The sequence below is a fragment of the Oscillibacter valericigenes genome (assembly GCF_016902445.1).
In the GTDB taxonomy this organism is placed as follows: Bacteria; Bacillota; Clostridia; order Oscillospirales; family Oscillospiraceae; genus Oscillibacter; species Oscillibacter avistercoris.
In genome coordinates this window covers 40168-65512 of record NZ_JACSNX010000010.1, presented here as the reverse complement: position 1 = coordinate 65512, position 25345 = coordinate 40168, and the positions used below count along the sequence as shown (strand labels likewise).

General features: G+C 64.9%; 27 protein-coding genes and 1 riboswitch. Of the genes, 19 read left to right on the top strand and 8 right to left on the bottom strand.

Annotated elements, in window-relative coordinates; all coding sequences use genetic code 11:
* Nucleotides 1-102: 102 nt before the first annotated feature.
* Both argF and H9X91_RS08340 read left to right on the top strand, forming a co-directional pair.
* Nucleotides 103-1101 carry an ornithine carbamoyltransferase gene (argF, locus tag H9X91_RS08345; protein ID WP_204804247.1) on the top strand — a complete coding sequence of 333 codons (999 nt, stop codon included), beginning with the start codon at nt 103-105 and terminating at the stop codon, nt 1099-1101.
* A 19-nt stretch (nt 1102-1120) separates the two neighbouring features.
* A complete protein-coding gene (locus H9X91_RS08340) occupies nt 1121-2509 on the top strand; it encodes a YfcC family protein (protein WP_204804245.1) in 1389 nt (462 codons plus the stop codon).
* A gap of 170 nt (nt 2510-2679) precedes the next feature.
* Here H9X91_RS08340 and H9X91_RS08335 read toward each other — a convergent pair whose 3' ends face one another.
* Nucleotides 2680-3525, bottom strand: a complete 846-nt coding sequence (locus H9X91_RS08335; RefSeq protein WP_204804243.1) for a DegV family protein — start codon at nt 3523-3525, stop codon at nt 2680-2682.
* Between the two features lie 169 nt (nt 3526-3694).
* Here H9X91_RS08335 and H9X91_RS08330 point away from each other — a divergent pair, with 169 nt between their 5' ends.
* Nucleotides 3695-4147: a MarR family winged helix-turn-helix transcriptional regulator gene (locus H9X91_RS08330; protein ID WP_204804241.1), complete on the top strand. Its 453-nt coding sequence runs from the start codon at nt 3695-3697 to the stop codon at nt 4145-4147.
* Nucleotides 4144-5526, top strand: coding sequence for an MATE family efflux transporter (locus H9X91_RS08325; RefSeq protein ID WP_204804239.1), 1383 nt, complete (start codon nt 4144-4146; stop codon nt 5524-5526). Before H9X91_RS08330 ends, H9X91_RS08325 begins: the two co-directional genes overlap by 4 nt.
* Nucleotides 5527-5575: 49 nt before the next feature.
* Here the strand turns inward: H9X91_RS08325 and pdxR are convergent, their stop codons facing one another.
* A complete protein-coding gene (gene pdxR / locus H9X91_RS08320) occupies nt 5576-6964 on the bottom strand; it encodes a MocR-like pyridoxine biosynthesis transcription factor PdxR (RefSeq protein WP_204804237.1) in 1389 nt (462 codons plus the stop codon).
* Nucleotides 6965-7091: 127 nt separating this feature from the next.
* Between pdxR and H9X91_RS08315 the strand changes: the two genes are divergently transcribed.
* Nucleotides 7092-7643, top strand: coding sequence for an ECF transporter S component (locus H9X91_RS08315; RefSeq protein WP_204804235.1), 552 nt, complete (start codon nt 7092-7094; stop codon nt 7641-7643).
* A gap of 82 nt (nt 7644-7725) precedes the next feature.
* Here the strand turns inward: H9X91_RS08315 and H9X91_RS08310 are convergent, their stop codons facing one another.
* A complete protein-coding gene (locus H9X91_RS08310; RefSeq protein ID WP_204804233.1) occupies nt 7726-8550 on the bottom strand; it encodes a DUF975 family protein in 825 nt (274 codons plus the stop codon).
* A gap of 354 nt (nt 8551-8904) precedes the next feature.
* On the opposite strand from H9X91_RS08310, the gene rsxC reads away from it, so the two are divergent.
* The 6 genes from rsxC to H9X91_RS08280 are packed head-to-tail and all read left to right on the top strand — an operon-like array spanning nt 8905 to nt 14086.
* The gene (rsxC, locus tag H9X91_RS08305) at nt 8905-10278 is read left to right on the top strand and encodes an electron transport complex subunit RsxC (RefSeq protein WP_204804231.1); all 1374 of its coding nucleotides are present in this window, start codon (nt 8905-8907) and stop codon (nt 10276-10278) included.
* The gene (locus H9X91_RS08300; protein ID WP_204804229.1) at nt 10275-11300 is read left to right on the top strand and encodes an RnfABCDGE type electron transport complex subunit D; all 1026 of its coding nucleotides are present in this window, start codon (nt 10275-10277) and stop codon (nt 11298-11300) included. The genes rsxC and H9X91_RS08300 overlap by 4 nt, the downstream gene beginning before the upstream one ends.
* Entirely contained in the window at nt 11297-11932 is a 636-nt protein-coding gene (locus tag H9X91_RS08295) for an RnfABCDGE type electron transport complex subunit G (protein ID WP_204804227.1), read from the top strand. The genes H9X91_RS08300 and H9X91_RS08295 overlap by 4 nt, the downstream gene beginning before the upstream one ends.
* Before the next feature lie 19 nt (nt 11933-11951).
* Nucleotides 11952-12584, top strand: a complete 633-nt coding sequence (gene rsxE, locus H9X91_RS08290) for an electron transport complex subunit RsxE (RefSeq protein WP_204804225.1) — start codon at nt 11952-11954, stop codon at nt 12582-12584.
* A complete protein-coding gene (gene rsxA / locus H9X91_RS08285; protein WP_204804223.1) occupies nt 12584-13174 on the top strand; it encodes an electron transport complex subunit RsxA in 591 nt (196 codons plus the stop codon). Before rsxE ends, rsxA begins: the two co-directional genes overlap by 1 nt.
* 18 nt (nt 13175-13192) lie before the next feature.
* The gene (locus H9X91_RS08280; protein WP_207752541.1) at nt 13193-14086 is read left to right on the top strand and encodes an RnfABCDGE type electron transport complex subunit B; all 894 of its coding nucleotides are present in this window, start codon (nt 13193-13195) and stop codon (nt 14084-14086) included.
* 58 nt (nt 14087-14144) lie between these two features.
* Here H9X91_RS08280 and H9X91_RS08275 read toward each other — a convergent pair whose 3' ends face one another.
* Complete coding sequence (locus tag H9X91_RS08275) at nt 14145-14657, bottom strand: P-loop NTPase family protein (RefSeq protein WP_204804221.1); 513 nt, start codon at nt 14655-14657, stop codon at nt 14145-14147.
* A 159-nt stretch (nt 14658-14816) separates the two neighbouring features.
* A riboswitch (THF riboswitch) is annotated at nt 14817-14921 on the top strand.
* Nucleotides 14922-14999: 78 nt separating this feature from the next.
* Between H9X91_RS08275 and H9X91_RS08270 the strand changes: the two genes are divergently transcribed.
* The 8 genes from H9X91_RS08270 (at nt 15000) to H9X91_RS08235 (ending at nt 23279) form a co-directional block, all read left to right on the top strand.
* Nucleotides 15000-15617 carry a folate family ECF transporter S component gene (locus H9X91_RS08270; protein ID WP_204804219.1) on the top strand — a complete coding sequence of 206 codons (618 nt, stop codon included), beginning with the start codon at nt 15000-15002 and terminating at the stop codon, nt 15615-15617.
* Nucleotides 15618-15825: 208 nt separating this feature from the next.
* Nucleotides 15826-16869 (top strand): heat-inducible transcriptional repressor HrcA, encoded by a 1044-nt coding sequence (gene hrcA, locus H9X91_RS08265; protein WP_204804217.1) that lies wholly within the window; start codon nt 15826-15828, stop codon nt 16867-16869.
* Nucleotides 16866-17480, top strand: a complete 615-nt coding sequence (gene grpE / locus H9X91_RS08260) for a nucleotide exchange factor GrpE (RefSeq protein WP_204804215.1) — start codon at nt 16866-16868, stop codon at nt 17478-17480. Before hrcA ends, grpE begins: the two co-directional genes overlap by 4 nt.
* 172 nt (nt 17481-17652) lie before the next feature.
* Complete coding sequence (gene dnaK / locus H9X91_RS08255) at nt 17653-19503, top strand: molecular chaperone DnaK (RefSeq protein WP_204804213.1); 1851 nt, start codon at nt 17653-17655, stop codon at nt 19501-19503.
* 200 nt (nt 19504-19703) lie between these two features.
* A complete protein-coding gene (gene dnaJ / locus H9X91_RS08250; protein ID WP_204804211.1) occupies nt 19704-20843 on the top strand; it encodes a molecular chaperone DnaJ in 1140 nt (379 codons plus the stop codon).
* Between the two features lie 6 nt (nt 20844-20849).
* A complete protein-coding gene (locus tag H9X91_RS08245; RefSeq protein WP_204804209.1) occupies nt 20850-21659 on the top strand; it encodes a histidinol-phosphatase HisJ family protein in 810 nt (269 codons plus the stop codon).
* Between the two features lie 95 nt (nt 21660-21754).
* Nucleotides 21755-22192 (top strand): ribose 5-phosphate isomerase B, encoded by a 438-nt coding sequence (gene rpiB / locus H9X91_RS08240; protein ID WP_204804207.1) that lies wholly within the window; start codon nt 21755-21757, stop codon nt 22190-22192.
* 34 nt (nt 22193-22226) lie between these two features.
* A complete protein-coding gene (locus H9X91_RS08235) occupies nt 22227-23279 on the top strand; it encodes a putative glycoside hydrolase (RefSeq protein WP_204804205.1) in 1053 nt (350 codons plus the stop codon).
* A gap of 85 nt (nt 23280-23364) precedes the next feature.
* Here H9X91_RS08235 and H9X91_RS08230 read toward each other — a convergent pair whose 3' ends face one another.
* The 4 genes from H9X91_RS08230 to H9X91_RS08215 are packed head-to-tail and all read right to left on the bottom strand — an operon-like array spanning nt 23365 to nt 25276.
* A complete protein-coding gene (locus H9X91_RS08230) occupies nt 23365-24081 on the bottom strand; it encodes an MBL fold metallo-hydrolase (RefSeq protein ID WP_204804204.1) in 717 nt (238 codons plus the stop codon).
* Nucleotides 24078-24392 carry a YbjQ family protein gene (locus H9X91_RS08225; protein ID WP_204804203.1) on the bottom strand — a complete coding sequence of 105 codons (315 nt, stop codon included), beginning with the start codon at nt 24390-24392 and terminating at the stop codon, nt 24078-24080. The genes H9X91_RS08230 and H9X91_RS08225 overlap by 4 nt, the downstream gene beginning before the upstream one ends.
* Nucleotides 24373-24630, bottom strand: coding sequence for a hypothetical protein (locus H9X91_RS08220; protein WP_204804202.1), 258 nt, complete (start codon nt 24628-24630; stop codon nt 24373-24375). The genes H9X91_RS08225 and H9X91_RS08220 overlap by 20 nt, the downstream gene beginning before the upstream one ends.
* Nucleotides 24614-25276: a MerR family transcriptional regulator gene (locus H9X91_RS08215; RefSeq protein ID WP_338111961.1), complete on the bottom strand. Its 663-nt coding sequence runs from the start codon at nt 25274-25276 to the stop codon at nt 24614-24616. Before H9X91_RS08215 ends, H9X91_RS08220 begins: the two co-directional genes overlap by 17 nt.
* Nucleotides 25277-25345: the final 69 nt, after the last annotated feature.

Below are 25345 nucleotides of genomic sequence, written 5' to 3'. Positions count from 1 at the left end.
CCCCCTGCGGGAGCAGACACCCCCGAGGCCGCCGCCCGGCGGCCCGCATCTGCCCCCTCAAAAGCCCTCATCATGAACATGACTAAAAAAGGAGTGCATTTTATGGCAATCAATCTGAAAGGCCGGAGTTTCCTGACTCTGGAAGACTTCACCCCTGCGGAGATCCGCTATCTCCTGGACCTGGGCCACGACCTGAAGGCCAAGCGCCGGTCCGGCATCTGCGACCCCGCCCTGCAGGGCAAGCACATCGTGCTGCTGTTTGAAAAGACCTCCACCCGCACCCGCTGCTCCTTCGAGGTGGCCGCCACCCAGGAGGGGGGCCACGTCACCTATCTGGACGCCGGCAGCAGCCAGATGGGCAAGAAGGAGTCCCTGGAGGACACCGCCCGTGTGCTGGGCCGGTTCTTTGACGGCATCGAGTACCGGGGCTACGACCAGAAAGTGGTGGAGGACCTGGCAAAGTACGCCGGCGTGCCGGTCTGGAACGGCCTCACCGACGCGGACCACCCCACCCAGATCCTGGCGGACATGATGACCATTGAGGAGCACTGCCACAAGCCCCTGAACCAGGTGAAGGTGGTGTTCCCCGGCGACGTGCGCAACAACATGTGCTACGCCTGGATGATCGGCGCCGCCAAGATGGGCATGCACTTTGTGGGCCTGGGGCCCCAGGAGCTGGCCAAGGAGATGGACGGCGCGCTGGTGAAGCGGGTGTTCGCCACTGCCCGGGAAAACGGCGGCCTCATCGAGATCACCGACGACAGGAATTCCCTCAAGGACGCGGACGTGATCTACGGCGACATCTGGGCCTCCATGGGCGAGGAGGACCTGATCCCGGAGCGGGCCAAGCTGCTGTCCCCCTACCGGGTGACGGAGGAGACCCTGAAGGCCACCGGCAACCCCAATGTGCTGTATATGCACTGCCTGCCCTCCTTCCACGACTTTGAGACCAAGCTGGCCAAGGAGTGGCACGACAAGGGCGTGGACATCCGGGAGGTCAGCGACGAGGTGTTCCGCAGCCGCCACAGCGTGGTGTTCGACGAGGCGGAGAACCGGATGCACTCCATCAAGGCCGTGCTGGTGGCCACCATCGGAAAATAAAGCGAGGGGGGAGACCTCTTTGAAAGAGCGGAAATTCCACATGCCCACCGCCTACACCATCTTGTTCCTGCTGCTGATCCTGGTGGCCGCCGCCACCTGGATCATCCCGGCGGGCAGCTATGACTATGTGGACGGCGTGCCGGTGGCGGGGACGTACCACGCCGTGGCGCAGAACCCCCAGGGGGTGGGCGATGTGCTGAAGGCGGCCTTTTCCGGCTTCTACGACGCCGTGGACGTGTGCATCTTCATCCTGATGGTGGGCGGCTTTCTGGGCGTGGTGATGAAGACCGGCGCCGTGGACGCCGGCGTGTCCAACATCATCCGCCTGCTGGGAGGGCGGGAGAAGTGGCTGATCCCCATCCTGATGCTGCTGTTCGGCCTGGGCGGCACCACCTACGGCATGTGGGAGGAGACCATGGCCTTCTACCCCCTGCTGATCCCGGTGTTTCTGGCCGCCGGCTACGACGCGGTGGTGGGCATCAGCGTGATTTTGCTGGGGGCCGGTGCCGGCGTCATCGCCTCCACCGTGAACCCCTTTGCCACCGGCATCGCCGCGGGGTTCGCCGGCGTCTCCCTGGGCGAGGGCATCCTGCTGCGGCTGCTGGAATGGGTGGCCTTTGAGGCGGCGGCCATCTGGTTCGTGATGGCCTACGCCGCCCGGGTGAAGCGGAATCCCTCCAAGTCCGTGGTGGGCGTGGGCGCCGGCAGGATCCAGGTGACCATGGACCAGCAGGTGCCCTTCACCCCAAAGCGGAAGGTCATCATGGCCATCTTCACCCTGACGTTCCTCATCATGGTCTACGCTGTGGTGCCCTTTGACGAGATGGGCCTGTCCCTGCCCACCCTGGGCTGGTGGTTCCCGGAGCTCTCCGCCCTGTTTCTGGTGGGGGGCGTGGTCATCGGCCTCATCGACCGGATGAGCGAGGAGGAGCTGACGGAGACCTATGTGGCCGGGTGCGCGGACCTTTTGGGCGTGGCCTTCATCATCGGCATCAGCCGGGGCATCACCGTGCTGATGCGGGACGGCGCCATCACGGACACCATCCTCCACTGGGGAGAGGCGGCCCTCTCCGGGGCCGGGGCCGTCAGCTTCACGCTGCTGGTGTTCGCCCTGTATCTGCCTCTCACCATCCTGATCCCCTCCTCATCGGGACTGGCCACGCTGTCCATCCCCATCGTGGCGCCCCTGGGCAAGTTCGCCGGCGTGGGCGGGGACCTGGTGGTGACGGCCTTCCAGTCCGCCTCCGGCCTGGTGAACATCCTCACACCCACGGCGGCGGTGGTGATGGGCGCCCTGGCCCTGGGCCATGTGCCCTATGACCGGTGGGTGAAGTACGTGTGGAAGCTGATGGCGGTATTCCTGCTGCTGGCGCTGGCGTTTCTTGCGGCAGGCGTGCTGCTGGGGTAGAGGCGTATCCGGAAGAAAAAGCGCGCACGGAAAAATTCCGTGCGCGCTTTTGACAGACCTCGTGGGGCCGGAGCGAGTCCGGCGGAAAAACGGCGGGCGGACACATGGGTCCGCCCCTGCGGCCCTTCCGCCGGAAACCCTTCCGGCATCGAACGGGCCCCGCAGGCAGCTCAATACCCCACGATGAGCCCCTTCTCCATGGCGTAGAAGCTGGTGAGGCCCCGGCAGGACAGCAGGTCCACGTGCTTTACCGGCAGATCCTCCAGGATCTGGCGCTTCAGCGCCATGGCCCCCTCCAGGTTCTCACAGTGGGAGATCACCACCTCCGCATCGGTGCAGTCCTTGCTGGCGCCCATCAGGGCGGTGATGGCCCGGTAGGTCTTGTTCACGCCCCGGGCCTTGTCCGCCACGCGGATGGTGCCCTCCGGCGTGGCGTCGGCGATGACGTGGATGCCCAGGGAGTGGAGCAGCGTGCCCACGATGGGGCGCATCCGGCCGCTCTTGATGAGGTTGTCGAAATTCTCCAGGGTGAAGCAGGTCCGCAGGGAGGCCTGGTACCGGCGGAGCTGGCCGCACACAGCCTCGAAATCCGCCTCCGGGTCCGCCTCGATCAGCGCCCGGGCCCGGCGGATCAGCAGCACCATGGCACCGGCGGCGGAGCGGGAGTCGATGACACAGATCTGCTTGTCCGGGTGTTCTTCCAGGACCATGTCCCGGGCGATGCAGGCCGCATGGTAGGTGCCGGAGAGCTGGGAGGAGATGGTGAAGCAGACGGTGCGGTCCCCGGCCTTGAAGGCCTCGGCAAAGGCGGCGGGGGAGGGACAGGCGGACGAGGAGGCGGCCTTCTCCGCCGCCATGGCGGAGAGCATGGCGGGGACAGACAGGCTGTCGTCATCCACAAAGGTCTGCTCCCCCACCTGGATGTGGAGGGGGACGGACGTGAAGCGGACGGAACCGCTGTGGAAAGAGGATGCCCGCAGGTCACAGCTGCTGTCACTTACGAGATTCCATGTCATAAACAACACCCCGAAATCTGATTTTTGAAACCATATTTTCTATATCATACGTTAGCCGGCGGGAATTGTCAAGGCAAATCGGAGAATTCTTGACAGGCGGTGCGGAACGTGCTATGCTGAAAAAGTTCTGACAAGAACTGTTCTGAAACGAACGAATGGAGAGCGGTGCATGAAAGTGAACAGTACCCGTCTGCTGTGGGTGGTCCAGCAGTTCAGACGGTATTATGACCGGCAGTTCACGGACCTTCTGGCCCGGTCGGGCCTCACCATGCGGGAGATGGATGTGATCCTGTTCCTGACCAACAACCCCGGGCACGACACGGCCCGGGACGTGACGGAGCTGCGGGGGCTTTCCAAGTCCCAGGTGTCCGCGGCGGTGGACCTGCTGGCGGAGCGGGGCCTGCTGGACCGCCTGCCGGACAGGGCGGACCGCCGGGTGGTCCACCTGGCCCTGACGGAGGCGGGCGCGGCCCTGGCCCGCCAGGGGCGGCAGATCCAGAGCGCCTGCCTGGAGAAGCTGTTCTCCGGCCTGACGCCGGCGGAGACAGACCGGTTCCAGCAGCTGCTGGAAAAGGTGCTGACCGGCGCGGAAACACAACTGAGAGAGGGAGCGAACACATGAGCCGTCAAAACGTGGACTTAGGCAGCGGCAGCGTGGGGAAGCTGCTGTTTTCCCTGGCTGTCCCCACCATCACCTCCCAGATCGTCAACATGCTGTACAATCTGGTGGACCGGGTGTACATCGGCCACATGCAGCCGGTGGAGACTGTGGGCAAGCTGGCCCTCACCGGCGTGGGCGTGTGCCTGCCCATCATCATGGTGATCTCCGCCTTCGCGGCCCTGATGGCCTTCGGCGGCGCGCCCCGGGCCTCCATCGCCGAGGGGCGGGGGGACCTGGAGGAGTCCGAGCGGATCATGGGCAACAGCATGACCATGCTGGTGGCTGTTTCGGTGGTGCTGACCGTGGTGTTCCTGGTGTTCGCGGAGCCCATGCTCCGCATCTTCGGCGCCAGCGACAACACCATCGGCTACGCGCTGGACTACATGCGCATCTATGCCCTGGGCACCATCTTCGTCCAGGTGACCCTGGGCATGAACGCCTACATCACCGCCCAGGGCTTCACGGTGGTGGGGATGAAGACCGTGCTCATCGGCGCCATCCTCAACACGGTGCTGGACCCCATCTTCATCTTCGCCTTCGGCATGGGCGTGCAGGGGGCGGCCCTGGCCACCATTTTGTCCCAGGCGGTGTCCGCCGTGTGGGTGCTGAAATTCCTCACCGGGAAAAAGACCAAGTGGCATCTGCGGCGGGAGCATCTGCGGCCCCGGGCCAAGGTGGTGCTGCCGGCCCTGGCGCTGGGTGCCTCCCCCTTCATCATGCAGTCCACGGAGAGCCTGATCACCGTGTGCTTCAACTCCTCGCTGCAGACCTACGGCGGGGACCTCGCCGTGGGGGCCATGACGGTGCTCTCCAGCATCATGCAGTTCGCCATGATGCCCCTGCAGGGGCTGACCCAGGGGGCCCAGCCCATCGTCAGCTTCAACTACGGCGCCCGGAACCCCCAGCGGGTGCGGCGGGCCTTCCGGGTGCTGCTGATGGCCTGCCTGGCCTATTCCCTGCTGCTGTGGGCGCTGGTGCAGCTGGTCCCCCAGCTGTTCGCCCTGATGTTCACCTCCGACAGCGAGCTGGTGGCGTACGCCTCCTGGGCCCTGCGGATCTACATGGCGGCCACGGGCATCTTCGGCATCCAGATCGCCTGCCAGCAGACCTTCGTGGCCCTGGGCAACGCCAAGATCTCCCTGTTCCTGGCGGTGCTGCGGAAGATCATCCTGCTGATCCCCCTCATCTATATCCTGCCCCACTTCTTTGCCGACAAGTCCTTCGCCGTGTTCCTGGCGGAGCCGGTGGCAGATGTGCTGGCAGTGTGCACCACGGCCACCATGTTCGCCGTCCACTTCAAAAAGAGCATGAACGCGCTGGAGGAGAAGCCCGGCCTGTAAAGGCGTTTTCCGGACAGAAAACCGGCTGCCGTTAGGCAGCCGGTTTCTGCTATGCGCCGAAGATTTCCGCCAGCAGGTCCATGGCCTTCGGCAGCGCCGCTGGGCTGAGCCCCGCATAGTTCACCACCAGGGTGTGGGCATAGGCGGGGGAGGGGATGGCGGCGTACGCGGACAGGAAGCCCAGCCGCACCCCCAGAGCCGCGGCCCGGGCCTGCAGGGCCGCGTCACTGTGCCGGGTCTCCAGCTTCAGCAGGAAGTGGAACCCCGCTCCCTGCTCCGAGATGGTGATCCGGTCCCGGAAGGGGCTGGACCGGAAGGCGGAGAGCACCGCGTCCCGGCGCTGGCGGTACTCCTTGCGCATCCGGGCCAGATGCTGCTCATAGTGGCCCCGGTCCAGGAACCGGGCCAGCACGTGCTGGTCCAGGGCCGGGACCGTGCAGGAATAGAAGTCCAGCTCCCGGCGGTACCGCTCCAGCAGCCGGGGCGGCAGCACCAGGAACCCCACCCGCATGGAGGGGGAGATGGTCTGGGAGAACGTGTTCATGTACACCACCCGCCCGGCGGTGTCGATGCTCTGGAGCGTGGGGATGGGGCGGCCTGTAAAGCGGAACTCGCTGTCATAGTCATCCTCGATGATGACGGCGTCCGTCCGCTCCGCCCACCGCAGCAGGGCCTGCCGCCGGCCGATGGGCGTCACCAGCCCGGTGGGGTAGTGGTGGGCCGGGGACAGGTGGACCACCGTGGCTCCCGCTGCCTCCAGGGCCTCCGGAGGGATGCCCTGGCTGTCCAGAGGCACCGGGCGGCAGTCCGCGCCGCACTTGCCGTACACCTGACGGATCTTGGGGTAGCCCGGGTCCTCCACGGCGAACACCGCCTCCCGCCCCAGCAGCTGGGCCAGCAGCAGGTACAGATACTCCGCCCCGGCGCCCACCACGATCTGGTCCGGCGACACCGCCATGCCCTTGTACTCCCGCAGGTCCCGGGCGATGGCCTGCCGCAGGGCGGTCAGCCCCTGATGGGGCACCGGGCGCAGAAGGGCCTCTCCGTCCTCCGTCAGCACCTGGCGGGTCAGGCGGGCCCAGGTGGCCACCGGGAAGCGGCTGGCGTCCACCCGGTTGCTGGCCAGGTCCAGCCGCCAGGCCGGGGCCTCCGGCGCCGGGGCGGCCGGCGGCGCAGGCGGCGCGGGCCGGGGCCGCTCCACCTCCGCCACGAAAAAGCCCCGCTTGGGCCGGGTGTAGACGTAACCCTCCGCCTCCAGCTGCTGATAGGCCCCCTCCACCGTCATGACGGAGATGTGCAGATGCTCCGCCAGGGCCCGCTTGGAGGGCAGCCGCTCCCCGGCGGCCAGGGCGCCGGCCAGGATGTCCTCCCGGATGCAGCGGTACAGGTATTCATACAGCGGCGTGCTGCCGCGGTCTTCCAGAGCGTAGGTGCGCATGGCCGGCCCTCCATCTGACCTGATAAAAAAATCAAAAATTGGCTATTTCAATCATACCATATTTGTTCTATGATGGCAACAACAAACAGGGCCGGAGCGAGACGCCCCGCCGGAAGGAGCGCGCGATATGGAGAAGACAGCGGAGCGGGAGACGGTAAGATCCTCCCAGCGGACACGGTTGATGGTGATGGCGGCGGTCTTTGCGGCCCTGGCCTGCGTGGCCACCATGGTGATCAAGGTGCCGTCCCCCACCGGCGGCTACATGAACCTGGGGGACACGGTGGTGCTGCTGGGGGGCTATCTGCTGGGACCGGCCTGGGGCGCCCTGGCGGGCAGCATCGGCCCGGCGCTGGCGGACGTGCTGCTGGGCTCGGCCATCTACGCGCCCGCCACGCTGGTGATCAAGGCGGTGATGGCGGTGCTGGCGGCGGCGTGCTGGCAGGCCTTCGGCCGGGGGCGCGGGCCCCTGGGCCTTGCGGCCTGCGGCGTGGTGGGCGAGCTGCCCATGGTGCTGGGCTACTGGCTGTACGACGGAATGCTGATGGGGAGCCTCACCGGCGCCGCAGCGGGCATCCCCAGCAATCTGGTGCAGGCGGCCTTCGGCATCGCGGCATCCACGCTGCTGGCGGCGGCCCTGGGCCGCAGCGCCTATGTCCGGCGGGAGTTCCCCCGGCTGTGAGGAGCGCAAAAGGGCGCAAGGCAGAACAGATCCCCCGGCGGGTTCTAAAACCCGCCGGGGGATTGTACGTTTAAGGAGGACCTCAGAATCCGCCCCAGCCGCCGTCGTCCGGCTGGTCGGGCCCGCCGGCACCGCTGAGGCTCACGCCGGAGGTGTGCTTGGCGATGTCGAAGTACCCCAGCTCCGTGCACTGGTAGACCGGGAGATAGAACAGGGCCACCGCCAGGGGCCACAGGCAGCCCAGCAGCACCTGGACCGGGAGGGGGAGCGGCAGGGAGAGGGCGTAGACCCGGGTGGGGTCCGCCAGGAAATAGCCCGGGTCTTGAAAAACGGCGGCGTAGATGTAGCCCACCTGGATCAGCGAGGGGAGGGAGGCCAGCAGATACCAGCCGGTGTAGCTCAGGTCCAGCAGGAACAGCTGGCCCTTGTAGCCCAGGGTCTGCTGCTTGCTCATCTCCAGGGCCTCCATCACCCCGATGCCCGGGTTCTCATAGAGGTCGTACAGGGCGAAGCGGTAGCGGTAGGCGGCGATGATGCCGGGGATCACAAACAGCAGGGACCACAGGAAGATGAAGAGATACTCCACGATGTTCAGCAGGATGATCCTGCCCACGAAGGAGAAGCCGTCGAACAGCGTCAGGTACTCCGCCCGCTCGCCCCGGCGGACGGCCATGCAGTACAGCACGAAGCCGGCGGAGAGGACCATGCCCAGCAGGCTGGTGAGGATGCTGACGAACATGGCCGGCAGGCCGTCGTTCACCAGGCCGGTCAGGCTGTCCGTCAGGTTCAGGGCGCAGACCAGCGCCAGATACAGGAGCGTCATGCCCCGGGCGCCGACCTGCGCGGAGCGCAGCAGGTCCTTCATCTGCTGCTTCAGCTGCTTTCGGTCGATCAGTTGTGCCATCATAAGGTCTTGGCCTCCAGATTGTCCAGATAGTTTCCGGGCGGGCCGGATGCCCGGCCGCTGCCGTATGACAAAGCATATCATGTTTCGTGAAAATTGACAAGAGAGATCCCGGCAAAAGACACAGACTGTCAGGTTTGGAGAATCCTGTAAAAAGTTGCAAAGAACCCGTATAAAAAAGCATATTTTTTTAAAAAGTTGTCGTTCACAGTCTGGACATTTTTCAAAATAGGGTGTAGAATGAGGCGCAGTATGTGGTAGTGTCGCCTGGCCGGAGAGACCACGCTCCCGGAAACGCGGGAGAGAGGAATCCTTCGCCCGGGCCGTCTATCAAGGAGTAAAAATGAGGTGAAGACAATGGCACAAGCTTTCTTTGGCGGCGTTCATCCCCATGACATGAAGGCCGCGACCAATGAAAAGGCCATCGAGCAGCTGGCGCCACCGGCTGTTGTGGTCATCCCCATGTCGATGCACTTTGGCGCGCCCTGCACGCCCCTGGTCAAGGCCGGGGACCACGTGAAGGTGGGCCAGAAGATCGGCGAATTCCACGGCCTGGGCGCCCCGATCCATGCCAGCGTGTCCGGCACGGTGAAGGCGGTGGAGCCCCGTCCCTATTCCATGGGCGGCAACATCATGTCCGTGGTCATCGAGAATGACATGCAGGACGAGCTGAGCGAAGAGGTGAAGGCCCCCGCCGACCCCAACGCCCTGAGCGTGGAGGAGATGGTGGAGATCGTCAAGAACGCCGGCATCGTCGGCATGGGCGGCGCCACGTTCCCCACCCACGTGAAGATCACCAGCGGCATCGGCAAGGTCAGCACCGTCATCATCAACGGCGCGGAGTGCGAGCCCTACATCACCGGCGACCACCGCACCATGCTGGAGCGTCCCGAGGAGATCATCGGCGGCGCCAAGTTCCTGGCCAAGATGTTCGGCGTGGACAAGGTCGTCATCGGCGTGGAGGACAACAAGCAGAACGGCATCGACGCCATGAACAAGGTCATCGCGGAGCAGAAGGCCCCCGTGGTGGTGGAGCCCCTGCGCTGCCGCTACCCCCAGGGCGGTGAGAAGCAGCTGTGCCAGGCCATCACCGGCCGTCAGGTGCCCCCCGGCGGGCTGCCCGCCGACATCGGCTGCGCCGTGTTCAACATCAATACCACCTGCGCCATCTACCGGGCCCTGACCACCGGCATGCCCGTGGTGCGCAAGATCGTCACCGTCTCCGGCTCCGGCGTGGTGGAGCCCAAGAATCTGGAGTGCCCCATCGGCACCCCCGTCACCAATCTGCTGGATGCCTGCGGCGGCCTGAAGGACGGCACCTTCAAGCTGATCGCCGGCGGCCCCATGATGGGCATGGCCCAGTACACCGCGGACATCTCCGTGGCCAAGGGCACCGGCGCCATCCTGGCCTTCTGCGAGAATGAGGAGAAGACCGTGGAGAACCCCCAGTGCATCCGCTGCGGCAAGTGCGTGTCCGTGTGCCCGATGCACCTGGAGCCCCTGTTCATGTACCAGTACGCCTCCAAGGGCATGGTGGAGGAGCTGAATGCCGCCCACATCATGGACTGCATGGAGTGCGGCGCCTGCTCCTACATCTGCCCGGCCCGGATGCACCTGACCCACATGTTCAAGACCGGCAAGCAGCTGGTGAAGGACAAGGCCGCGGCTGACCGGGCCGCCGCCGAGGCAAAGAAAAAGGCCGAAGAAGCAAAGGAGGCCGCTGCGAAATGACTGACTACAAGAATCTCAAACTGATCGCCACTTCCTCTCCCCACATCCGGGCGGCGGAGAACACCCGCTCCATCATGCTGGATGTCATCATCGCCATGATGCCCGCCCTGATCTGGGCCATCGTGAAGTTCGGCTTCCGCGCCCTGCTGCTGACGGCTGTGTCCGCGGCCGGCTGCGTCTTCTTTGAGTGGGGCTACCGCAAGATCATGAAGAAGCCCCAGTCCGTGAACGACCTCTCCGCCGTGGTCACCGGCATCCTGCTGGCCTTTGTCTGCCCGGTGAACATGCCCTACTGGATGATCCTGGTGGGCGACTTCTTCGCCATCGTGGTGGTCAAGCAGCTGTTCGGCGGCATCGGCAAGAACTTCATCAACCCCGCGCTGGCGGGCCGTGCCGCCCTGGTGGCCAGCTACGCCGGCACCATGAGCGGCGCCTGGGCGGATCCCCAGGCCGGCTGGGTGCCCGTGGTGGGTACCGCCGACGTGGTCACCGCCGCCACGCCCCTGGCCTATATGAAGAGCGGCGACATGGCCGGTCTCACCAGCCAGTACAGCGTGACGGACATGTTCCTGGGCAACATCGGCGGCTCCCTGGGCGAGATCTCTGCCCTGCTGCTGATCGTGGGCGGCCTGTATCTGATCTGGCGCAAGGTCATCAACTGGCAGACCCCTGCGGCCTACATCGCCACCGTGGCCGTGCTGACCTTCCTGTTCCCCAAGGGCGGCGCCGACAACCTGCAGTTCATGCTGTACAGCATCTTCGGCGGCGGCCTGATGCTGGGCGCGTTCTTCATGGCCACTGACTACACCACCTCTCCCGTCACCAAGGCCGGCCAGCTGATCTTCGGCGTGGGCTGCGGCCTGCTGACCGTGTTCATCCGCTACTTCGGCTCCTATCCCGAGGGCGTGTGCTACTCCATCATGATCATGAACCTGGTGGTGGCGCTGATCGACAAGGCTGTGAAGCCCTCTCGCTTCGGCGTTGTGAAATCCGCTGAGAAGAAGGAGGCGGCTGCGAAATGAGCAACGAAGTCAAGACCAAGGAAAAGGTCGATATGGACCCCAAGTACATCATCACGCTGACGGTGACGCTGTTCATCACCTGCGTCATCGTGGCGGGCCTGCTGGGCCTGGTCAACGGCGTGACGGCCGGCCCCATCGCTGAGATCAACCTGCAGAAGACCCAGGAGGCCATGCTGGCAGTCGTGGCCGACCCGGACAACACCACCTTCTCCGAATCTCCGCTGGAGAACACCCAGGCCATGACCGACGCGGCCAGCGCCGCCGGCGGCACCCTGGGCGACATCTACGAGGTCCAGGTGAACGGTGAGGCCGGCGGCTATGCCGTCACCGTGTCTGCCTCCGGCTCTCAGGGCACCATCGAGATGATGGTGGGCGTGGATGCGTCCGGCGCTGTCACCGGCGTCTCCGTCATCAACCACTCCGAGACCTCCGGCATCGGCACGAAGGTCGTGGGCAATGAGCCCACCGCCTCCGGCGTGGGCGTGCTGGATCAGTTCGTGGGCAAGAGCGCCGCGGACGGCACGCTGACTGTGGGCACCAATGTGGACGCCATCACGGGTGCAACCGTCTCCACCAGAGGCATCACCACCGGCGTCAACGCGGCCCTGGCCGCCGTGGGTGCCATAGGCTGAGAAGGGAGGAGCGATTTACATGAAATTGCGCAAACAGTTTATGGAGGGCCTGATCACCAATAACCCCGTGCTGGTGCAGGTCATCGGTATGTGTTCCACCATGGCCATCACCACCTCGCTGTTCAACGGCGTCGGCATGGGCGTGGCCGTCACGGTGATCCTGACCCTCTCCAACATCATCATCGCCGCGATCCGCAAGATCATTCCCGACAAGATCCGCATCGCCATGTTCATCGTGGTGATCGCCGGCTTCGTGACCTGCGTGGACCTGCTGATCCAGGCCTTCGTGCCGGCCCTGTCGGAGTCTCTGGGCGTGTTCATCCCCCTGATCGTGGTGAACTGCATCATCCTGGGCCGGGCCGAGGCGTTCTCCTACAAGAACGGCGTGGTGGCCTCCTTCTGGGACGGCATCTTCCAGGGCATCGGCTACACTGCCGTGCTGGTGGTCATGTGCGTCATCCGTGAGTTCCTGGGCGCCGGCACCTTCGGCGGCGGCATCCTCAACGGCGGGGACGGCATCCAGATCCTGCCGGAGCAGTTCCCCATGGGCATGCTGACCCTGCCGGTGGGCGGCTTCCTGGTGCTGGCGTGCCTGATCGCCGCCATGCAGTGGGCCCTGAGCAAATCCAAGAATAAGGAGGAGAGCAAATAATGGATCAGATCACCAATCTTCTCTCCATCACCCTGGGTGCCATCCTGGTGAACAACTTCATTTTCTCTCAGTTCCTGGGCTGCTGCCCCTTCCTGGGCGTTTCCAAGAAAGTCGACACCGCCGTCGGCATGGGCATCGCCGTGACGTTCGTCATGGGCCTGGCCTCCGCCGTGTGCTATGTGGTGGATGAGTTCGTGCTGGGCCGGTTCGGCCTGGACTACATGCAGACCGTGGCCTTCATCCTGGTCATCGCCGCGCTGGTGCAGTTCATCGAGATGTTCCTGCAGAAGTCCATGCCCTCCCTGTACACGGCCCTGGGCATCTATCTGCCCCTGATCACCACCAACTGCGCCGTGCTGGGCGTGGTGCTGCTGAACGTGCAGAACAGCTACAACTTCATCGAGTCCGTGGTCTACGGCATCACCGGCGGCCTGGGCTTCCTGCTGGCCATCGTGCTGTTCGCCAGCATCCGGGAGCGCCTGGTGTTCGCGGACTATCCCAAGGCGTTTGAGGGCTTCCCCATCGCCCTGGTCACCGCAGGTCTGATGGCCCTGGCGTTCATGGGCTTCTCCGGCCTGAAGGTCTGGTAAGAGGAGGCAAGAGGAAAAATGGATATCGGTAATGTCATTGCTGCCGTCGTGGTGCTGGGTGTCCTCGGCGCCGTGTTCGGCTTCGTCCTGGCCGTGGCCTCCAAGATCTTCGAGGTGAAGAAGGACCCCCGGGAAGAGGAGATCCTCAGCCACTTGGCCGGCGCCAACTGCGGCGGCTGCGGCTATCCCGGCTGCTCCGGCTGCGCCGCCGCCATCCTGGCCGGCGAGGCCCCGGTGAACGCCTGCGCCCCCGCCGGCGCGGAGAACCACGCTGCCATCGCCGCCATCATGGGCGAGGCTGCCCCCTCCGGCGAGCGGAAGGTGGCCTTCGTCCGCTGCAACGGCGGCACCAACGCCGTCAAGCGGTATGAGTACATCGGCGTGAAGGACTGCCTGTCCGCCACCAAGGTGGCCGCAGGTCCTCTGGAGTGCCAGTTCGGCTGCCTGGGCTTCGGCTCCTGCGTGGCCGCCTGCCAGTTCGGCGCCATGTCCATCGGCCCCAACGGCGCCGCCGTGGTGGATCCGGACAAGTGCACCGACTGCATGGCCTGCGCCAAGGCCTGCCCCCGCCACCTGATCACCGAGGTGCCCGTCTCCAAGAAGGTCCACGTGGCCTGCGCCAACCAGGACAAGGGCAAGGCCGCCATGAGCGTCTGCTCTCACTCCTGCATCGGCTGCGGCCTGTGCCAGAAGGAGTGCAAGAAGGACGCCATCCACGTGGTGAACGGCGTGGCCGTCATCGACTACGACAAGTGCGTGGGCTGCAAGCTCTGCACCAAGGTCTGCCCGCGGGACGCCATCCTTCCCATCGCCACCGCGGAGGAGAAGGAGAAGTACAAGGCCATCAAGAAGGCCCAGGCGGAGAAGGCCGCTGCCGCAAAGGCTGCGGAGACCGCCGGCGCCGCGCAGTAACGGCTGGCTTTTCAGCAAAAGAACACCCCAGGCCCAACGGGCCTGGGGTGTTTTCCGCCTATTCGGGGAGCTCCACATGGTAGGACCGGTCGATCAGGATGCAGGGATACCCCCAGGTCCGGCACATCTCCTGGTAGTGGGCGTTGTCTGCCAGCAGGGCTTCCTGCGTGCAGGCGGAGTCGTCCAGGCGCCGCTCGACCACGCAGGCGTATTTCTGGATGTCCGAAAAATGCGCTTCGACGTATGCGGGGGTCATCACCAGGCAGTAAAACCGGATCTCCCGGAGATAGGCGGGCGGGAAGTCCCACCTCCAGCGGGCGGGGACGTAGCAGCCCTCCACGATCAGGTCCTGGCGGTTCTCGACGGCGGTCTTGATGATCTCCCGCACGATGGGCCACAGACAGGCTTCCAGCTCTTGGTCATCCTCCGGGGTGAGATGCGTATTGCCGCTTCGGATGAGCCCCATTTTCAGAAGGTCCATGGACAGGCAGGAACAGCCGTATTTTCTGACAAGCCTCCGCGCCAGCAGGGTCTTGCCTGTGTGGGAGGCGCCTGTGATCAGAATGACCATGGTGTGAAGACCTCTCCTTCCCTCCGGGTTACCGCCATCTTAGCACAGGGGAGGGATCCCCGCAAGCCGGGGCGGCGGAAAGGACAGGCCCCTGCTGCAGAAAAGCAGGAAGGCCTTGCTTTTTTCCCCGAAAGCCGTATAATGGACAGGAACCAACTAGGCAGAGTAGGGACATACGTGTCATTCCAGTGCCGGAAAGACGGGGAGTTGCTTTCCGGACGAAAGGGCCGCGAGCCCGCAGTGTGTGTCCCGCATCCCGCTGCCGCATACTGGGATGTTTCGGCCTTCCTCTGTGCGGCATTTCCGAGCTTCGGACTGCCGAAAACAGAAGGAGGTCTTTTCATGTACACCCACCCCTTTTCCGCCTGGTACTGGCGGGACGCCTCCCGGGAGCTCCGGGACCTGCGGAAGCTGCTGTTCGCCGCCCTGATGATCGCCATGTGCGTGGTGCTGGCCCAGGTGCCGTCGGTGCCCCTGTTCGGCGGCGCCAAAGTCACCTGGGGGTTCCTGGCCCGGTCCGTCTGCGCCTGGGTCTGCGGCCCGGTGCTGGGCCTGCTGTTCGCCTTTGCGGAGGACATCCTCAGCTTCTTCCTCACCGGGGGCGGCGGGTATCCCTTTTTCCCCGGCTACACCCTGACCACCATGCTGGGGGTGCTGACCTACGCCCTGTTTTTGTACCGGGCGCCCCTGCGGATCTGGCGCATCTTCTGCGCCAAGCTGCTGACCAACGTGCAGAACGTGGTGCTGGGGGCGCTGTGGATGGCCATCCTCAACAGCAACGGCCGCTTCAGCCTGGAGACCTGGTATGCCAGCGCCTCCCTCAGCGCGGCAAAGAACCTCATCATGCTGCCGGTGCAGACGGTGCTGCTGGTGGTCCTGCTGCGGGCGCTGCAGCCGGCTCTCCGGCAGATGGGGATGCTGCCCCGCACGGCCGCGGCAGCCCCTCAAAACCGCATCTGAGAGTCCAGAGGGCCAGCCGCCTCAGGCGGCTGGCCCCGCTGCGTCTGAGGGGCGGAAAAACGTTCAAAGATCCCACAACATTTGTTTACAATTTGTTTATATCCATCCGTTGACAATGGAGGGGCGTGGTGGTAAACTCATTTTAGCACTCCGGGAGAAGGAGTGCTAAAACCAAATGCGCAGATCTTCTGGACCAGAGGTGCTTTTTGTGGAGCTCACGGACCGGAAAAAGCAAATACTGAAGGTGGTGGTGGAGGACTACGTCCGCACGGCAGAGCCGGTGGGGTCCAAGGCCATCGCCGCGGAGATGGGGGGCGTCAGCTCCGCCACCATCCGCAACGAGCTGTCGGACCTGACGGAGCTGGGCTATCTGGAACAGCCCCACACCTCCGCCGGACGGGTGCCCTCCCCCAAGGGCTACCGGCTGTACGTCAACGAGCTGATGGAGCGCCAGCGGCTCTCCATCGCGGAGACGGAGCGGATCAACCAGTCCCTCCAGATGAAGATGGAGGAGCTGGACCGGGTGATCTCCCAGGCGGGCCGGGCGGTGAGCTCCCTGATGAACTATCCCGCCTATGTGGCCGCCAGCGGCAAGAAGCAGATGACCGCCCGGCGGTTCGAGCTGCTGCAGGTGGATGAGCACAGCTGCATCGTGGTCATGATGATGGGCGACAACCGGGTGAAGAGCCAGCTGCTGCGGATGCAGCTGAAGGTGGACGCCGAGCAGATGCCTGTGCTGGTGAATCTGCTGAACAGCAACTTCACCGGCGTCTCCGCCGACGAGATGAACCGGCGGCTGATGGACGTGTCCGAGCAGGTGTCCCCCCAGATGTTCCTGTTGCTGAGCCAGACCATCGCCTATGCGGCGGATGTGCTGGAGGAGGCGGGGCAGAAAGAGGTGTTCACCGTGGGCGCCAGCCAGCTTCTGAAGCTGCCGGAGTTCCGGGACGCCGACAAGGCCCACCAGCTGATGAGCTTTTTGTCCGACAGCAAGGAGAACCTCCCGGTGCCGGACGAGGGGCCCATGAAGATCCTGATCGGCCCGGAGAACGTCAGCGAGGCCCTGCAGGACACCAGCGTGGTGGTGGCCAGCTATGACATCGGCGACGACATGCGGGGCCTGATCGGCGTGGTGGGACCCACACGAATGGATTACGGGGCGGTGGCCGCCCGGCTCTCCGGCTTTGCGGAGGGGCTGACGCGGCTGTTTGGAAAACAGGAGCTGCCCCCGAAGGAGGATACAGACAAATGAGCGAAGAGACGAAGCGGCCCGCGGAAGAGACTCCGGAGGAGCCGAAGGAGGTGCCCCAGGAGGAGGCGCCCCCCGCAGAGGAAGCCCCGGAGACCGCAGAGAAGACGGAGAAGGCCCCCAAGGGCAGGAAGAAAAAGGAGAAGACCTACACCCTGACCCGGGAGCAGATGGAGGCAGCGGAGCTGGCCGCCAAGCAGCTGGAGTCCGTGAAGGACCAGTTCGTGCGGCTGACGGCGGAGTACGACAACTACCGCAAGCGCACCGCCAAGGAGAAGGACAGCCTCTATCAGGACGCCAAGGCGGACACCATCCGGGAGTTCCTGGCGGTGTACGACAACCTGGAGCGGGCCGTGTCCACAGAGGGCGACGAGGACTCCCCCCACAAGAAGGGGCTGGAGATGATCTTCCACCAGTACCAGGAGATCCTGAAGAAGCTGGGCGTCACGGAGATCGAGGCCCAGGGAGCGCCCTTCGACCCGGAGAAGCACAACGCCGTCATGCACATCGACGACGAGAACTTCGGCGAGAATGTGGTGAGCCAGGTATTCCAGGCGGGCTTCATGCTGGGCGACAAGGTCATCCGGCACGCCATCGTGCAGGTGGCGAACTGAATTAGGAATTAGAAATTAGGAATGAGGAATTGAGCGTCCGGCAAAGCCGGGCAGATTCCAATTCATCCGCCGGAGGCGGATTCCACAATTCCTAATTCCTAACTCCTCATTCCTAATTCTGTATATTTCCAATCAATGATAAAAATTTCGAGATAAATTGGAGGCAATCATTATGTCTAAGGTTATCGGTATCGACTTAGGTACGACAAATAGCTGCGTGGCCGTCATGGAGGGCGGCGAGGCCGTGGTCATCCCCAACGCGGAGGGCAACCGCACCACCCCGTCTGTGGTGGCGTTCTCCAAGACCGGCGAGCGGATGGTGGGCCAGGTGGCAAAGCGCCAGGCCATCACCAACCCCGACCGCACCATCTCCTCCATCAAGCGGGAGATGGGCTCTGACTACAAGGTCACCGTGGACGGAAAGTCCTACACCCCCCAGGAGATCAGCGCCATGATCCTGCAGAAGCTGAAGGCGGACGCCGAGGCCTATCTGGGCGCTCCCGTCACCGAGGCGGTCATCACCGTCCCCGCCTACTTCACCGACTCTCAGCGCCAGGCCACCAAGGACGCCGGCAAGATCGCCGGCCTGGATGTGAAGCGGATCATCAACGAGCCCACCGCCGCGGCCCTGGCCTACGGCGTGGATAAGGAGCAGAGCCAGAAGATCATGGTGTACGACCTGGGCGGCGGCACCTTCGATGTGTCCATCCTGGACATTGACGACGGCGTCATCGAGGTGCTGGCCACCGCCGGCAACAACCGCCTGGGCGGCGACGACTTCGACGAGTGCATCATGAAGTGGATGGTCAGCGAGTTCAAGCGCACCGACGGCGTGGACCTGTCTACCGACCGGGTGGCCATGCAGCGGCTGAAGGAGGCCGCCGAGAAGGCCAAGGTGGAGCTGTCCGGCGTCACCACCACCAACATCAACCTGCCCTATATCACCGCCGACGCCACCGGCCCCAAGCACCTGGATCTGACCCTCACCCGGGCCAAGTTCAATGAGCTGACCGCCCACCTGGTGGAGGCCACCGCCGGCCCGGTCCGCCAGGCCATGAACGACGCCGGCCTCACCGGCAGCGACATCTCCAAGGTCCTGATGGTGGGCGGTTCCAGCCGGATCCCCGCCGTGCAGGACGAGGTGAAGAAGCTCACCGGCAAGGAGGGCTTCAAGGGCATCAACCCCGACGAGTGCGTGGCCATGGGCGCTGCCCTCCAGGGCGGCGTGCTGACCGGCGACGTGAAGGGCCTGCTGCTGCTGGACGTCACCCCCCTGTCCCTGGGCATTGAGACCATGGGCGGCGTGTTCACCAAGCTGATCGACCGGAACACCACCATCCCCGTGAAGAAGAGCCAGATCTTCTCCACCGCCGCCGACAACCAGACCAGCGTGGAGGTCAACGTCCTCCAGGGCGAGCGGGAGATGGCTGCCGCCAACAAGTCCCTGGGCCGCTTCCACCTGGATGGCATCGCCCCGGCTCGCCGCGGCGTGCCCCAGATCGAGGTGACCTTCGACATCGACGCCAACGGTATCGTCAACGTCTCCGCCAAGGACCTGGGCACCGGCAAGGAGCAGCACATCACCATCACCTCCTCCTCCAACATGAGCAAGGAGGACATCGAGAAGGCTGTGAAGGAAGCCGAGCAGTATGCTGCCCAGGACAAGAAGCTGAAGGAGGAGGTCGAGGTCCGCAACCAGGCCGACCAGATGGTCTATCAGAGCGAGAAGACCCTCTCCGAGATGGGCGATAAGATCCCCGCCGACGACAAGAACAAGGTCCAGGCCGGCATCGACAAGCTGAAGGAGGCCCTGAAGGGCACGGACACCGCGGCCATCAAGACCGCCACCGACGAGCTGACCCAGGCCTTCTACGCCGTCAGCGAGAAGCTGTACCAGCAGGCCAATCCCCAGGGCGCCCAGGGCGGTGCCCAGCAGCAGGCCGGCGGCGATGCCGGCAGCCAGCAGGGCCAGTACTACGACGCCGACTACAAGGTGGTCGACGATGACGACAACAAGAAGTAACAAGACATCATGCGGCCGCGCGGGCGGGGGGACACCCCGCCTGCGCGGCACGCTCGCGCGAGTTAGGAATTAGGAGTTAGGAATTAGGAGTTATGAAATCCGCCGCAGGCGGATGGAACCATAAGATCCGTCCGGCCTTGCCGGACACCACAATTCCTCATTCCTAATTTCTAATTCCTAATTGAAAAGTTGGTGATTCTATGGCAGAACAGAAACGAGACTACTACGAGGTCCTGGGGGTGAGCCGCGGGGCTTCGGAGGACGAGATCAAAAAGGCATATAAGAAAATGGCCCGGAAGTACCACCCGGACCTGAACCCCGGAGACAAGTCGGCGGAGGAGAAGTTCAAGGAGGTCAACGAGGCCTATGAGGTCCTCTCCGACGCGGACAAGAAGGCCCGGTACGACCAGTACGGCCACGCGGGCGTGGATCCCAACTTCGGCGCCGGCGGCTTCGGCGGCGGGTTCGACGGGGGCTTCGACTTCGGCGACCTGGGGGACATCTTCGGCAGCTTCTTCGGCGGCGGGTTCGGCGGCGGACGGCGCACCAATCCCAACGCCCCCCAGCGGGGCGAGAGCATCCGCATGTCCATCGCCATCAGCTTTGAGGAGGCGGCCTTCGGCTGTGAGAAGGAAGTCACCGTGGAGCGGTACGAGACCTGCGACACCTGCCACGGCAGCGGCTGCGCCCCCGGCACCTCGCCGGAGGTGTGCCCGGACTGCCACGGCACCGGCACGGTCCAGGTCCGGCGGCAGACGCCCATGGGCGTGTTTGCCACCTCCGCCCCCTGCGCCAAGTGCGGCGGCAAGGGCCGCATCATCCACCAGCCCTGCAAGGACTGCCGGGGCAGCGGCATGGTGTGGAAGAAAAAGACCATCCAGGCCAGCATCCCCGCCGGCATCGACAACGGCCAGACCATCTCCATCCGGGGCCAGGGCAACGCCGGCAAGAACGGCGGCCCGGCGGGCGACCTGCTGATCACCATCACCGTCCGGCCCCATGAGCTGTTCCGGCGGGAGGGCACCAGTGTCCTGTGCGAGGCGCCCATCACCTTCACCCAGGCGGTGCTGGGGGCGGAGCTGGAGATCCCCACCATCGACGGCAAGGTGAAGTACACCCTGCCGGAGGGCACCCAGTCCGGCACCACCTTCCGCCTGAAGGGCAAGGGCATCCCCTCCATCAACGGCCGGGGACGGGGCGACCAGTACGTCACCGTCTATATCGAGACGCCCAAGAATCTGAACAAGGAGCAGAAGGAGGCCCTGCGGAAGTTCGCCGAGACCATGGGCGAGAGCGAGACTCAGGGCCGGAAGGACTTCTTCAAGAAGTTCAAGAAGTGAGGCACCATGTATTTCGCGGACTATCACACCCACTCCCGGGTCTCGCCGGACGCGTTTTCCTCCATGACCGAGATGGCGGAGGCCGCCATCCGGCAGGGGCTTCAGGAGATCTGCTTCACAGACCATGTGGAGCCCATCTGGTTCGGCAACACGGCGCCCCGCAAAACCTATGACTGGGCCCCGCTGACGGAGGAGTTCCGCGCCGCCCAGGCGGCGGTGGGGGACCGGATCCGCCTGCGGCTGGGCGTGGAGCTGGGAGACGCCGTCTGGGACCTGGACAGGAGCGAGGCCATCATGGCCCGGGCCCCGGCGCTGGACTTCGTCATCGGGTCCATCCACATCCTGTCGGAGCAGATGGACGGCCGGGACCTGTACAGCCTGGCCCCCAGGGACGAGGCGGAGACCCAGGCCTGCCTGGCCGACTACCTGGGCCAGATCCAGCGGCTGGCCCGGTGGGGCGGCTTCCACGTGCTGGGCCACCTGACGCTGCCCCTGCGGTATCTCAACGAGAACCGGGGCATGCACGTCAGCTTTGACGGCTTTGAGGCAGAGATGGAGGACATCTTCCGCACCATCATCCCCAAGGGCATCGGCATCGAGCTGAACACCAACCGGGGCAACACGCCCCTGCCGGACGCCAAATGGCTGAAGCTGTACCGCGGCATGGGCGGCGAGGTCATCACCCTGGGCACGGACGCCCACGCGCCGGACGCCGTGGGCTGCGCCATCCGGGAGGGGCAGGCCCTTCTCCGGGAGTGCGGCTTCCGGCGGTTCTGCACCTTCCGGCAGGGCCAGCCGGTGTGGCACGATTTGTGATTTGCATTTCGGGGAAAATCTGGCTATAATAAAGGCAATTCCAACTCCCATCCCCGGGCGGCGGATGGGAGAACTTGAAAAGGAGATCGATCACCATGAAAATCGCTCTGGGTTCCGATCACGGCGGGTACGCGCTGAAATGCGACATCATCCAGCTGCTGGAAAAGCTGGGCCACGAGTACAAGGACTTCGGCTGCTACTCCACGGAGAGCTGCGACTACCCCGACTTCGGCGAGGCGGCGGCCCGGGCCGTGGCCTCCGGCGAATATGACTACGGCATCGTCATCTGCACCACCGGCATCGGCATCTCCATCGCTGCCAATAAGGTGAAGGGCATCCGCTGCGCCCACTGCGCCGACTCCCTGGAGGCGGAGATGACCCGCCGCCACAACGACGCCAACATGCTGGCCATCGGCGCCGGCTTCACCGGCAAGAACCTGGCGGAGCGGATGGTGGAGGTCTTCCTCTCCACGGATTTCGAGGGCGGACGCCACGCCCGGCGGGTGGAGAAGCTCAACGCCATCCAGCCCTGAACGAGAGACAGCTCTCCGGAAGTGAGGTGACCGCATGGGAGGAACAAAGGGCTACCGCAGCTACCGGGGCCGGACTTCCAAGGGGAAGATCGCGCTGGCCGTGGTGCTGGTGCTGATCATCCTGGCGGCAGTGGGCTTTTTGTGGCTGCAGGAGTATATCGTCTACGACGCGGACGGCAACGCCCGCCTGGACCTGCCCTGGCGGCAGGAGGCATCCGTTCCGCCTGCGGAAGAGGAGGATCCCCTGCAGAATGTGGAGATCACGGTCCAGGAGCCGGAGGCACCGGCAGAGCTGGCGGCCTTTTCCGCCGGGGCGGCACCGCTGACCCGGGCGGACTGGCAGGAGACATGGATGGGGGCCACTATGATGTCCGCCCCTGCCTGGAACGCCGCCGCCGTCACGCTGAAGGACAGCGCCGGACACATCTGCTTTGCAGCCGCCGGCGCCGCAGCCGGCACGGTGAGCACGGCGGAGGACACCGCCGCGGCCCTGGCAGAGGTGACGGAGAGCCGCTACCACACCATCGCCCGGATGAGCTGCTTCCTGGACCCCATCGCTGCCCGGGCGGACGTGGAGGGCATGGGCCTGAAGAACACCGGCGGCTATATCTACTATGACGGGAACGATCTGAACTGGCTGGACCCCAGCAAGCCGGCGGCCCGGCAGTACCTGTGCGGCCTGGCCCGGGAGATCGCGGATCTGGGCTTTGACGAGATCCTGCTGACGGACGTGGGTTATCCCACAACGGGCCCCCTGGACAAGATCGACTACAACGGCGCCGACCGGGCGGAGAGCATCCGCACGTTCCTGGAGGAGCTGCGGAGCGCCCTGGCGGAATATGACGTGGTCATCTCCATCGAGCTGCCGGCGGAGGTCCTCACCGCCGGGACTGACGACACCGCCGGCCTGGTGCTGGCGGACATCGCCCCCCTGGTGGACCGGATCTACGCCGTCACCACGGCGGACCAGATCCCGGCGCTGACGGCAGCGGTCACCGCCGCCAGCGAGGCCGCGGACTTCGCGGCGGAGCTGACGGCCTACGGTCCCGATGTGACCGGCAGCTGCCTGATCCTGCCCCAGGCCTGAAAAGAGAGCGAGGAGTGGAGAGTGACGATCACGGAACGCTCCACGCAGAAAAGAGCCGGACCCGAAAGGGTCCGGCTTTTGCCGCTTATTCCCATGTGAACTGCTGGCCTTGGCGCACCACAGGGACGGTCCGGTCCCGGAACTGGGGACAGGCCGCCAGAAACTGCTCCGTAAAGGCGAAGTCCCCCCACTGGTGCATGGGCAGGAAGCGGCGGATGTCCGCCAGCTCCAGAAAGGATCGGGGACCCCGGAAGCCGTCCGCCCCCAGCCGGGGGTCCAGAGGCAGCATGGCCAGGTCGATCCGCCGGCCCCGGAGGGGCTCCGCATAGCGCTTGAAATCCGCCTCCATGTTCCGGTTCCAGGCGGGATCCTCCCCCTCCCAGTGCCACCAGTTCAGGTCCCCGGCGTGAAAGATGGTCTGACCGTCCGCCGTCACCAGGAACGCCACGCCCTCGTCGGTGGAGGGCAGCGTCTCCACCGTGACGCCGGACAGGGGGGAGGCGGTCTCCCCGCCGGAGAGCACCTGGCACTTGGCGGCGGTTTCCTCTGAAAGCCCCCATTTTTCCCGATTCCGGTCCGTCAGGCGGATGCCCCTGCCCAGGAGGAAGCGGACCTCCCGCCGGCCGTCGTCCAGGGAGAAGATCTTGGGGTCGAAGTGGTCCGGGTGCCGGTGGCTGGCGCACACCAGCAGGGGCTTTCCCGCCGGCAGAGGGGGCAGCTCTCCCTTCCACCAGTCGAAGAGCAGACACACCCCCGGCAGCTCCACCAGGAAGCCGCTGTGGTCCAGAAAGGTGACGGTCATCCCTTGAACTTCACCGCCGTGCCGTAGGCGATGACCTCCGCCGCCCCCTGCATCACAGAGGCGGAGCCGTACCGCAGGCCCACCACGGCGTCGGCCCCCAGGGCTTCCGCCTCGTCCACCATCCGCTTGGTGGCGATCTGCCGGGCCTCGATGAGCATCTCTGTGTAGCCCCTGATCTCACCGCCCACGATGGTCTTCATGCCCGCCATAAAGTCCTTGCCGAAGTTTTTGGACTGGACCACCGTGCCCTTTACCAGGCCCAGGGCCTCGATCTCCCTGCCGGGAACATACTCAATCGTCAACAGAATCATACAGTTCTCCTTTCTCGATTTCCCGCAGCCGCTCCCACAGGGCTCTGCCCAGGGACACCAGCTGCGCAAGGTCAAAAATCACCAGGATCAGAAGCAGGCCGGAGAGCCAGCCCGACACGCCTGGGATCGTCCGCAGCCACAGCAGGCCGGCGGCCAGCACCAGCAGGATCGCCCCGCAGACGATGGCGGAGAGGATGGCCTGCCGCCGCTCCCGGGCCTTCTCAATATCGTTTCGCATCGTCTTCCTCCCCCTGCTCGATCTCCCGGATCCGCTGGACCAGGGCGATGATCACGCCCACCACCACTGCGGCCGGAATGACCACGAACAGGGCCAGCACCGGCAGCGGCGGCGCCCCCGCCGGGTCCACGGCAAAGGCCCACAGGAAGAGCCAGATCAGCCCTGCCATCAGCACCGCCATCAGGATCGCTGCGAGCACGGGCGCCACATACCGGCGGCGCTTCGTGTCCTGCTTCTGCTTGTTCATAAAGGTCGTTCCCTCCCGTTCCAGCTGGGCCATCTCGTCCAGAAGCGCCTGGGCGTCCAGCTCCTCCAGCGGTTCCTGCCGGTCCGTCAGGCCGGCGCACAGACGGAGCGAGGACTCTATGTTCTTCCGCTCCCGCTCCAGCGTGATGAGATGGCGGCGCATGCCGTCTCCCACCGTGTGGACGCCCTGCTGCATCTGCCGGATCTCCTCCAGCGGCACCCCCAGCTTCCGCAGCAGCTTGATCCGCCGCAGGGCCTCCACCTCCGCGTTCCCGTAGTCCCGGTAGCCGTTCTGGCTGTTCCGCCGGGGACAGAGCAGGCCCTCCGCCTCGTAGAAGCGGATGTTCTTTCGGGTGATGCCCACCAGGGCCTCCACCTCGTTGATCTTCAAGCGTATCACCTCACATCTGTGGGCAGCATACACCTTCCACCCGGGGGAAGGTCAAGGAACTTTCAAAATTTTTGCCCA

What these genes read in the sequence shown, in the direction of transcription:
- H9X91_RS08315 (WP_204804235.1), top strand. Translation starts at nt 7,092, where the DNA reads ATGGAGAAGACAGCGGAGCGGGAGACGGTAAGATCCTCCCAGCGGACA.
- H9X91_RS08230 (WP_204804204.1), bottom strand. Translation starts at nt 24,081, where the DNA reads ATGACCGTCACCTTTCTGGACCACAGCGGCTTCCTGGTGGAGCTGCCG.
- H9X91_RS08325 (WP_204804239.1), top strand. Translation starts at nt 4,144, where the DNA reads ATGAGCCGTCAAAACGTGGACTTAGGCAGCGGCAGCGTGGGGAAGCTG.
- H9X91_RS08295 (WP_204804227.1), top strand. Translation starts at nt 11,297, where the DNA reads ATGAGCAACGAAGTCAAGACCAAGGAAAAGGTCGATATGGACCCCAAG.
- pdxR (WP_204804237.1), bottom strand. Translation starts at nt 6,964, where the DNA reads ATGCGCACCTACGCTCTGGAAGACCGCGGCAGCACGCCGCTGTATGAA.
- dnaK (WP_204804213.1), top strand. Translation starts at nt 17,653, where the DNA reads ATGTCTAAGGTTATCGGTATCGACTTAGGTACGACAAATAGCTGCGTG.
- H9X91_RS08235 (WP_204804205.1), top strand. Translation starts at nt 22,227, where the DNA reads ATGGGAGGAACAAAGGGCTACCGCAGCTACCGGGGCCGGACTTCCAAG.
- dnaJ (WP_204804211.1), top strand. Translation starts at nt 19,704, where the DNA reads ATGGCAGAACAGAAACGAGACTACTACGAGGTCCTGGGGGTGAGCCGC.
- H9X91_RS08220 (WP_204804202.1), bottom strand. Translation starts at nt 24,630, where the DNA reads ATGCGAAACGATATTGAGAAGGCCCGGGAGCGGCGGCAGGCCATCCTC.
- H9X91_RS08330 (WP_204804241.1), top strand. Translation starts at nt 3,695, where the DNA reads ATGAAAGTGAACAGTACCCGTCTGCTGTGGGTGGTCCAGCAGTTCAGA.
- H9X91_RS08335 (WP_204804243.1), bottom strand. Translation starts at nt 3,525, where the DNA reads ATGACATGGAATCTCGTAAGTGACAGCAGCTGTGACCTGCGGGCATCC.
- rsxA (WP_204804223.1), top strand. Translation starts at nt 12,584, where the DNA reads ATGGATCAGATCACCAATCTTCTCTCCATCACCCTGGGTGCCATCCTG.
- H9X91_RS08270 (WP_204804219.1), top strand. Translation starts at nt 15,000, where the DNA reads ATGTACACCCACCCCTTTTCCGCCTGGTACTGGCGGGACGCCTCCCGG.
- H9X91_RS08310 (WP_204804233.1), bottom strand. Translation starts at nt 8,550, where the DNA reads ATGATGGCACAACTGATCGACCGAAAGCAGCTGAAGCAGCAGATGAAG.
- grpE (WP_204804215.1), top strand. Translation starts at nt 16,866, where the DNA reads ATGAGCGAAGAGACGAAGCGGCCCGCGGAAGAGACTCCGGAGGAGCCG.
- rpiB (WP_204804207.1), top strand. Translation starts at nt 21,755, where the DNA reads ATGAAAATCGCTCTGGGTTCCGATCACGGCGGGTACGCGCTGAAATGC.
- argF (WP_204804247.1), top strand. Translation starts at nt 103, where the DNA reads ATGGCAATCAATCTGAAAGGCCGGAGTTTCCTGACTCTGGAAGACTTC.
- H9X91_RS08300 (WP_204804229.1), top strand. Translation starts at nt 10,275, where the DNA reads ATGACTGACTACAAGAATCTCAAACTGATCGCCACTTCCTCTCCCCAC.
- H9X91_RS08275 (WP_204804221.1), bottom strand. Translation starts at nt 14,657, where the DNA reads ATGGTCATTCTGATCACAGGCGCCTCCCACACAGGCAAGACCCTGCTG.
- rsxE (WP_204804225.1), top strand. Translation starts at nt 11,952, where the DNA reads ATGAAATTGCGCAAACAGTTTATGGAGGGCCTGATCACCAATAACCCC.
- H9X91_RS08245 (WP_204804209.1), top strand. Translation starts at nt 20,850, where the DNA reads ATGTATTTCGCGGACTATCACACCCACTCCCGGGTCTCGCCGGACGCG.
- H9X91_RS08225 (WP_204804203.1), bottom strand. Translation starts at nt 24,392, where the DNA reads ATGATTCTGTTGACGATTGAGTATGTTCCCGGCAGGGAGATCGAGGCC.
- H9X91_RS08280 (WP_207752541.1), top strand. Translation starts at nt 13,193, where the DNA reads ATGGATATCGGTAATGTCATTGCTGCCGTCGTGGTGCTGGGTGTCCTC.
- rsxC (WP_204804231.1), top strand. Translation starts at nt 8,905, where the DNA reads ATGGCACAAGCTTTCTTTGGCGGCGTTCATCCCCATGACATGAAGGCC.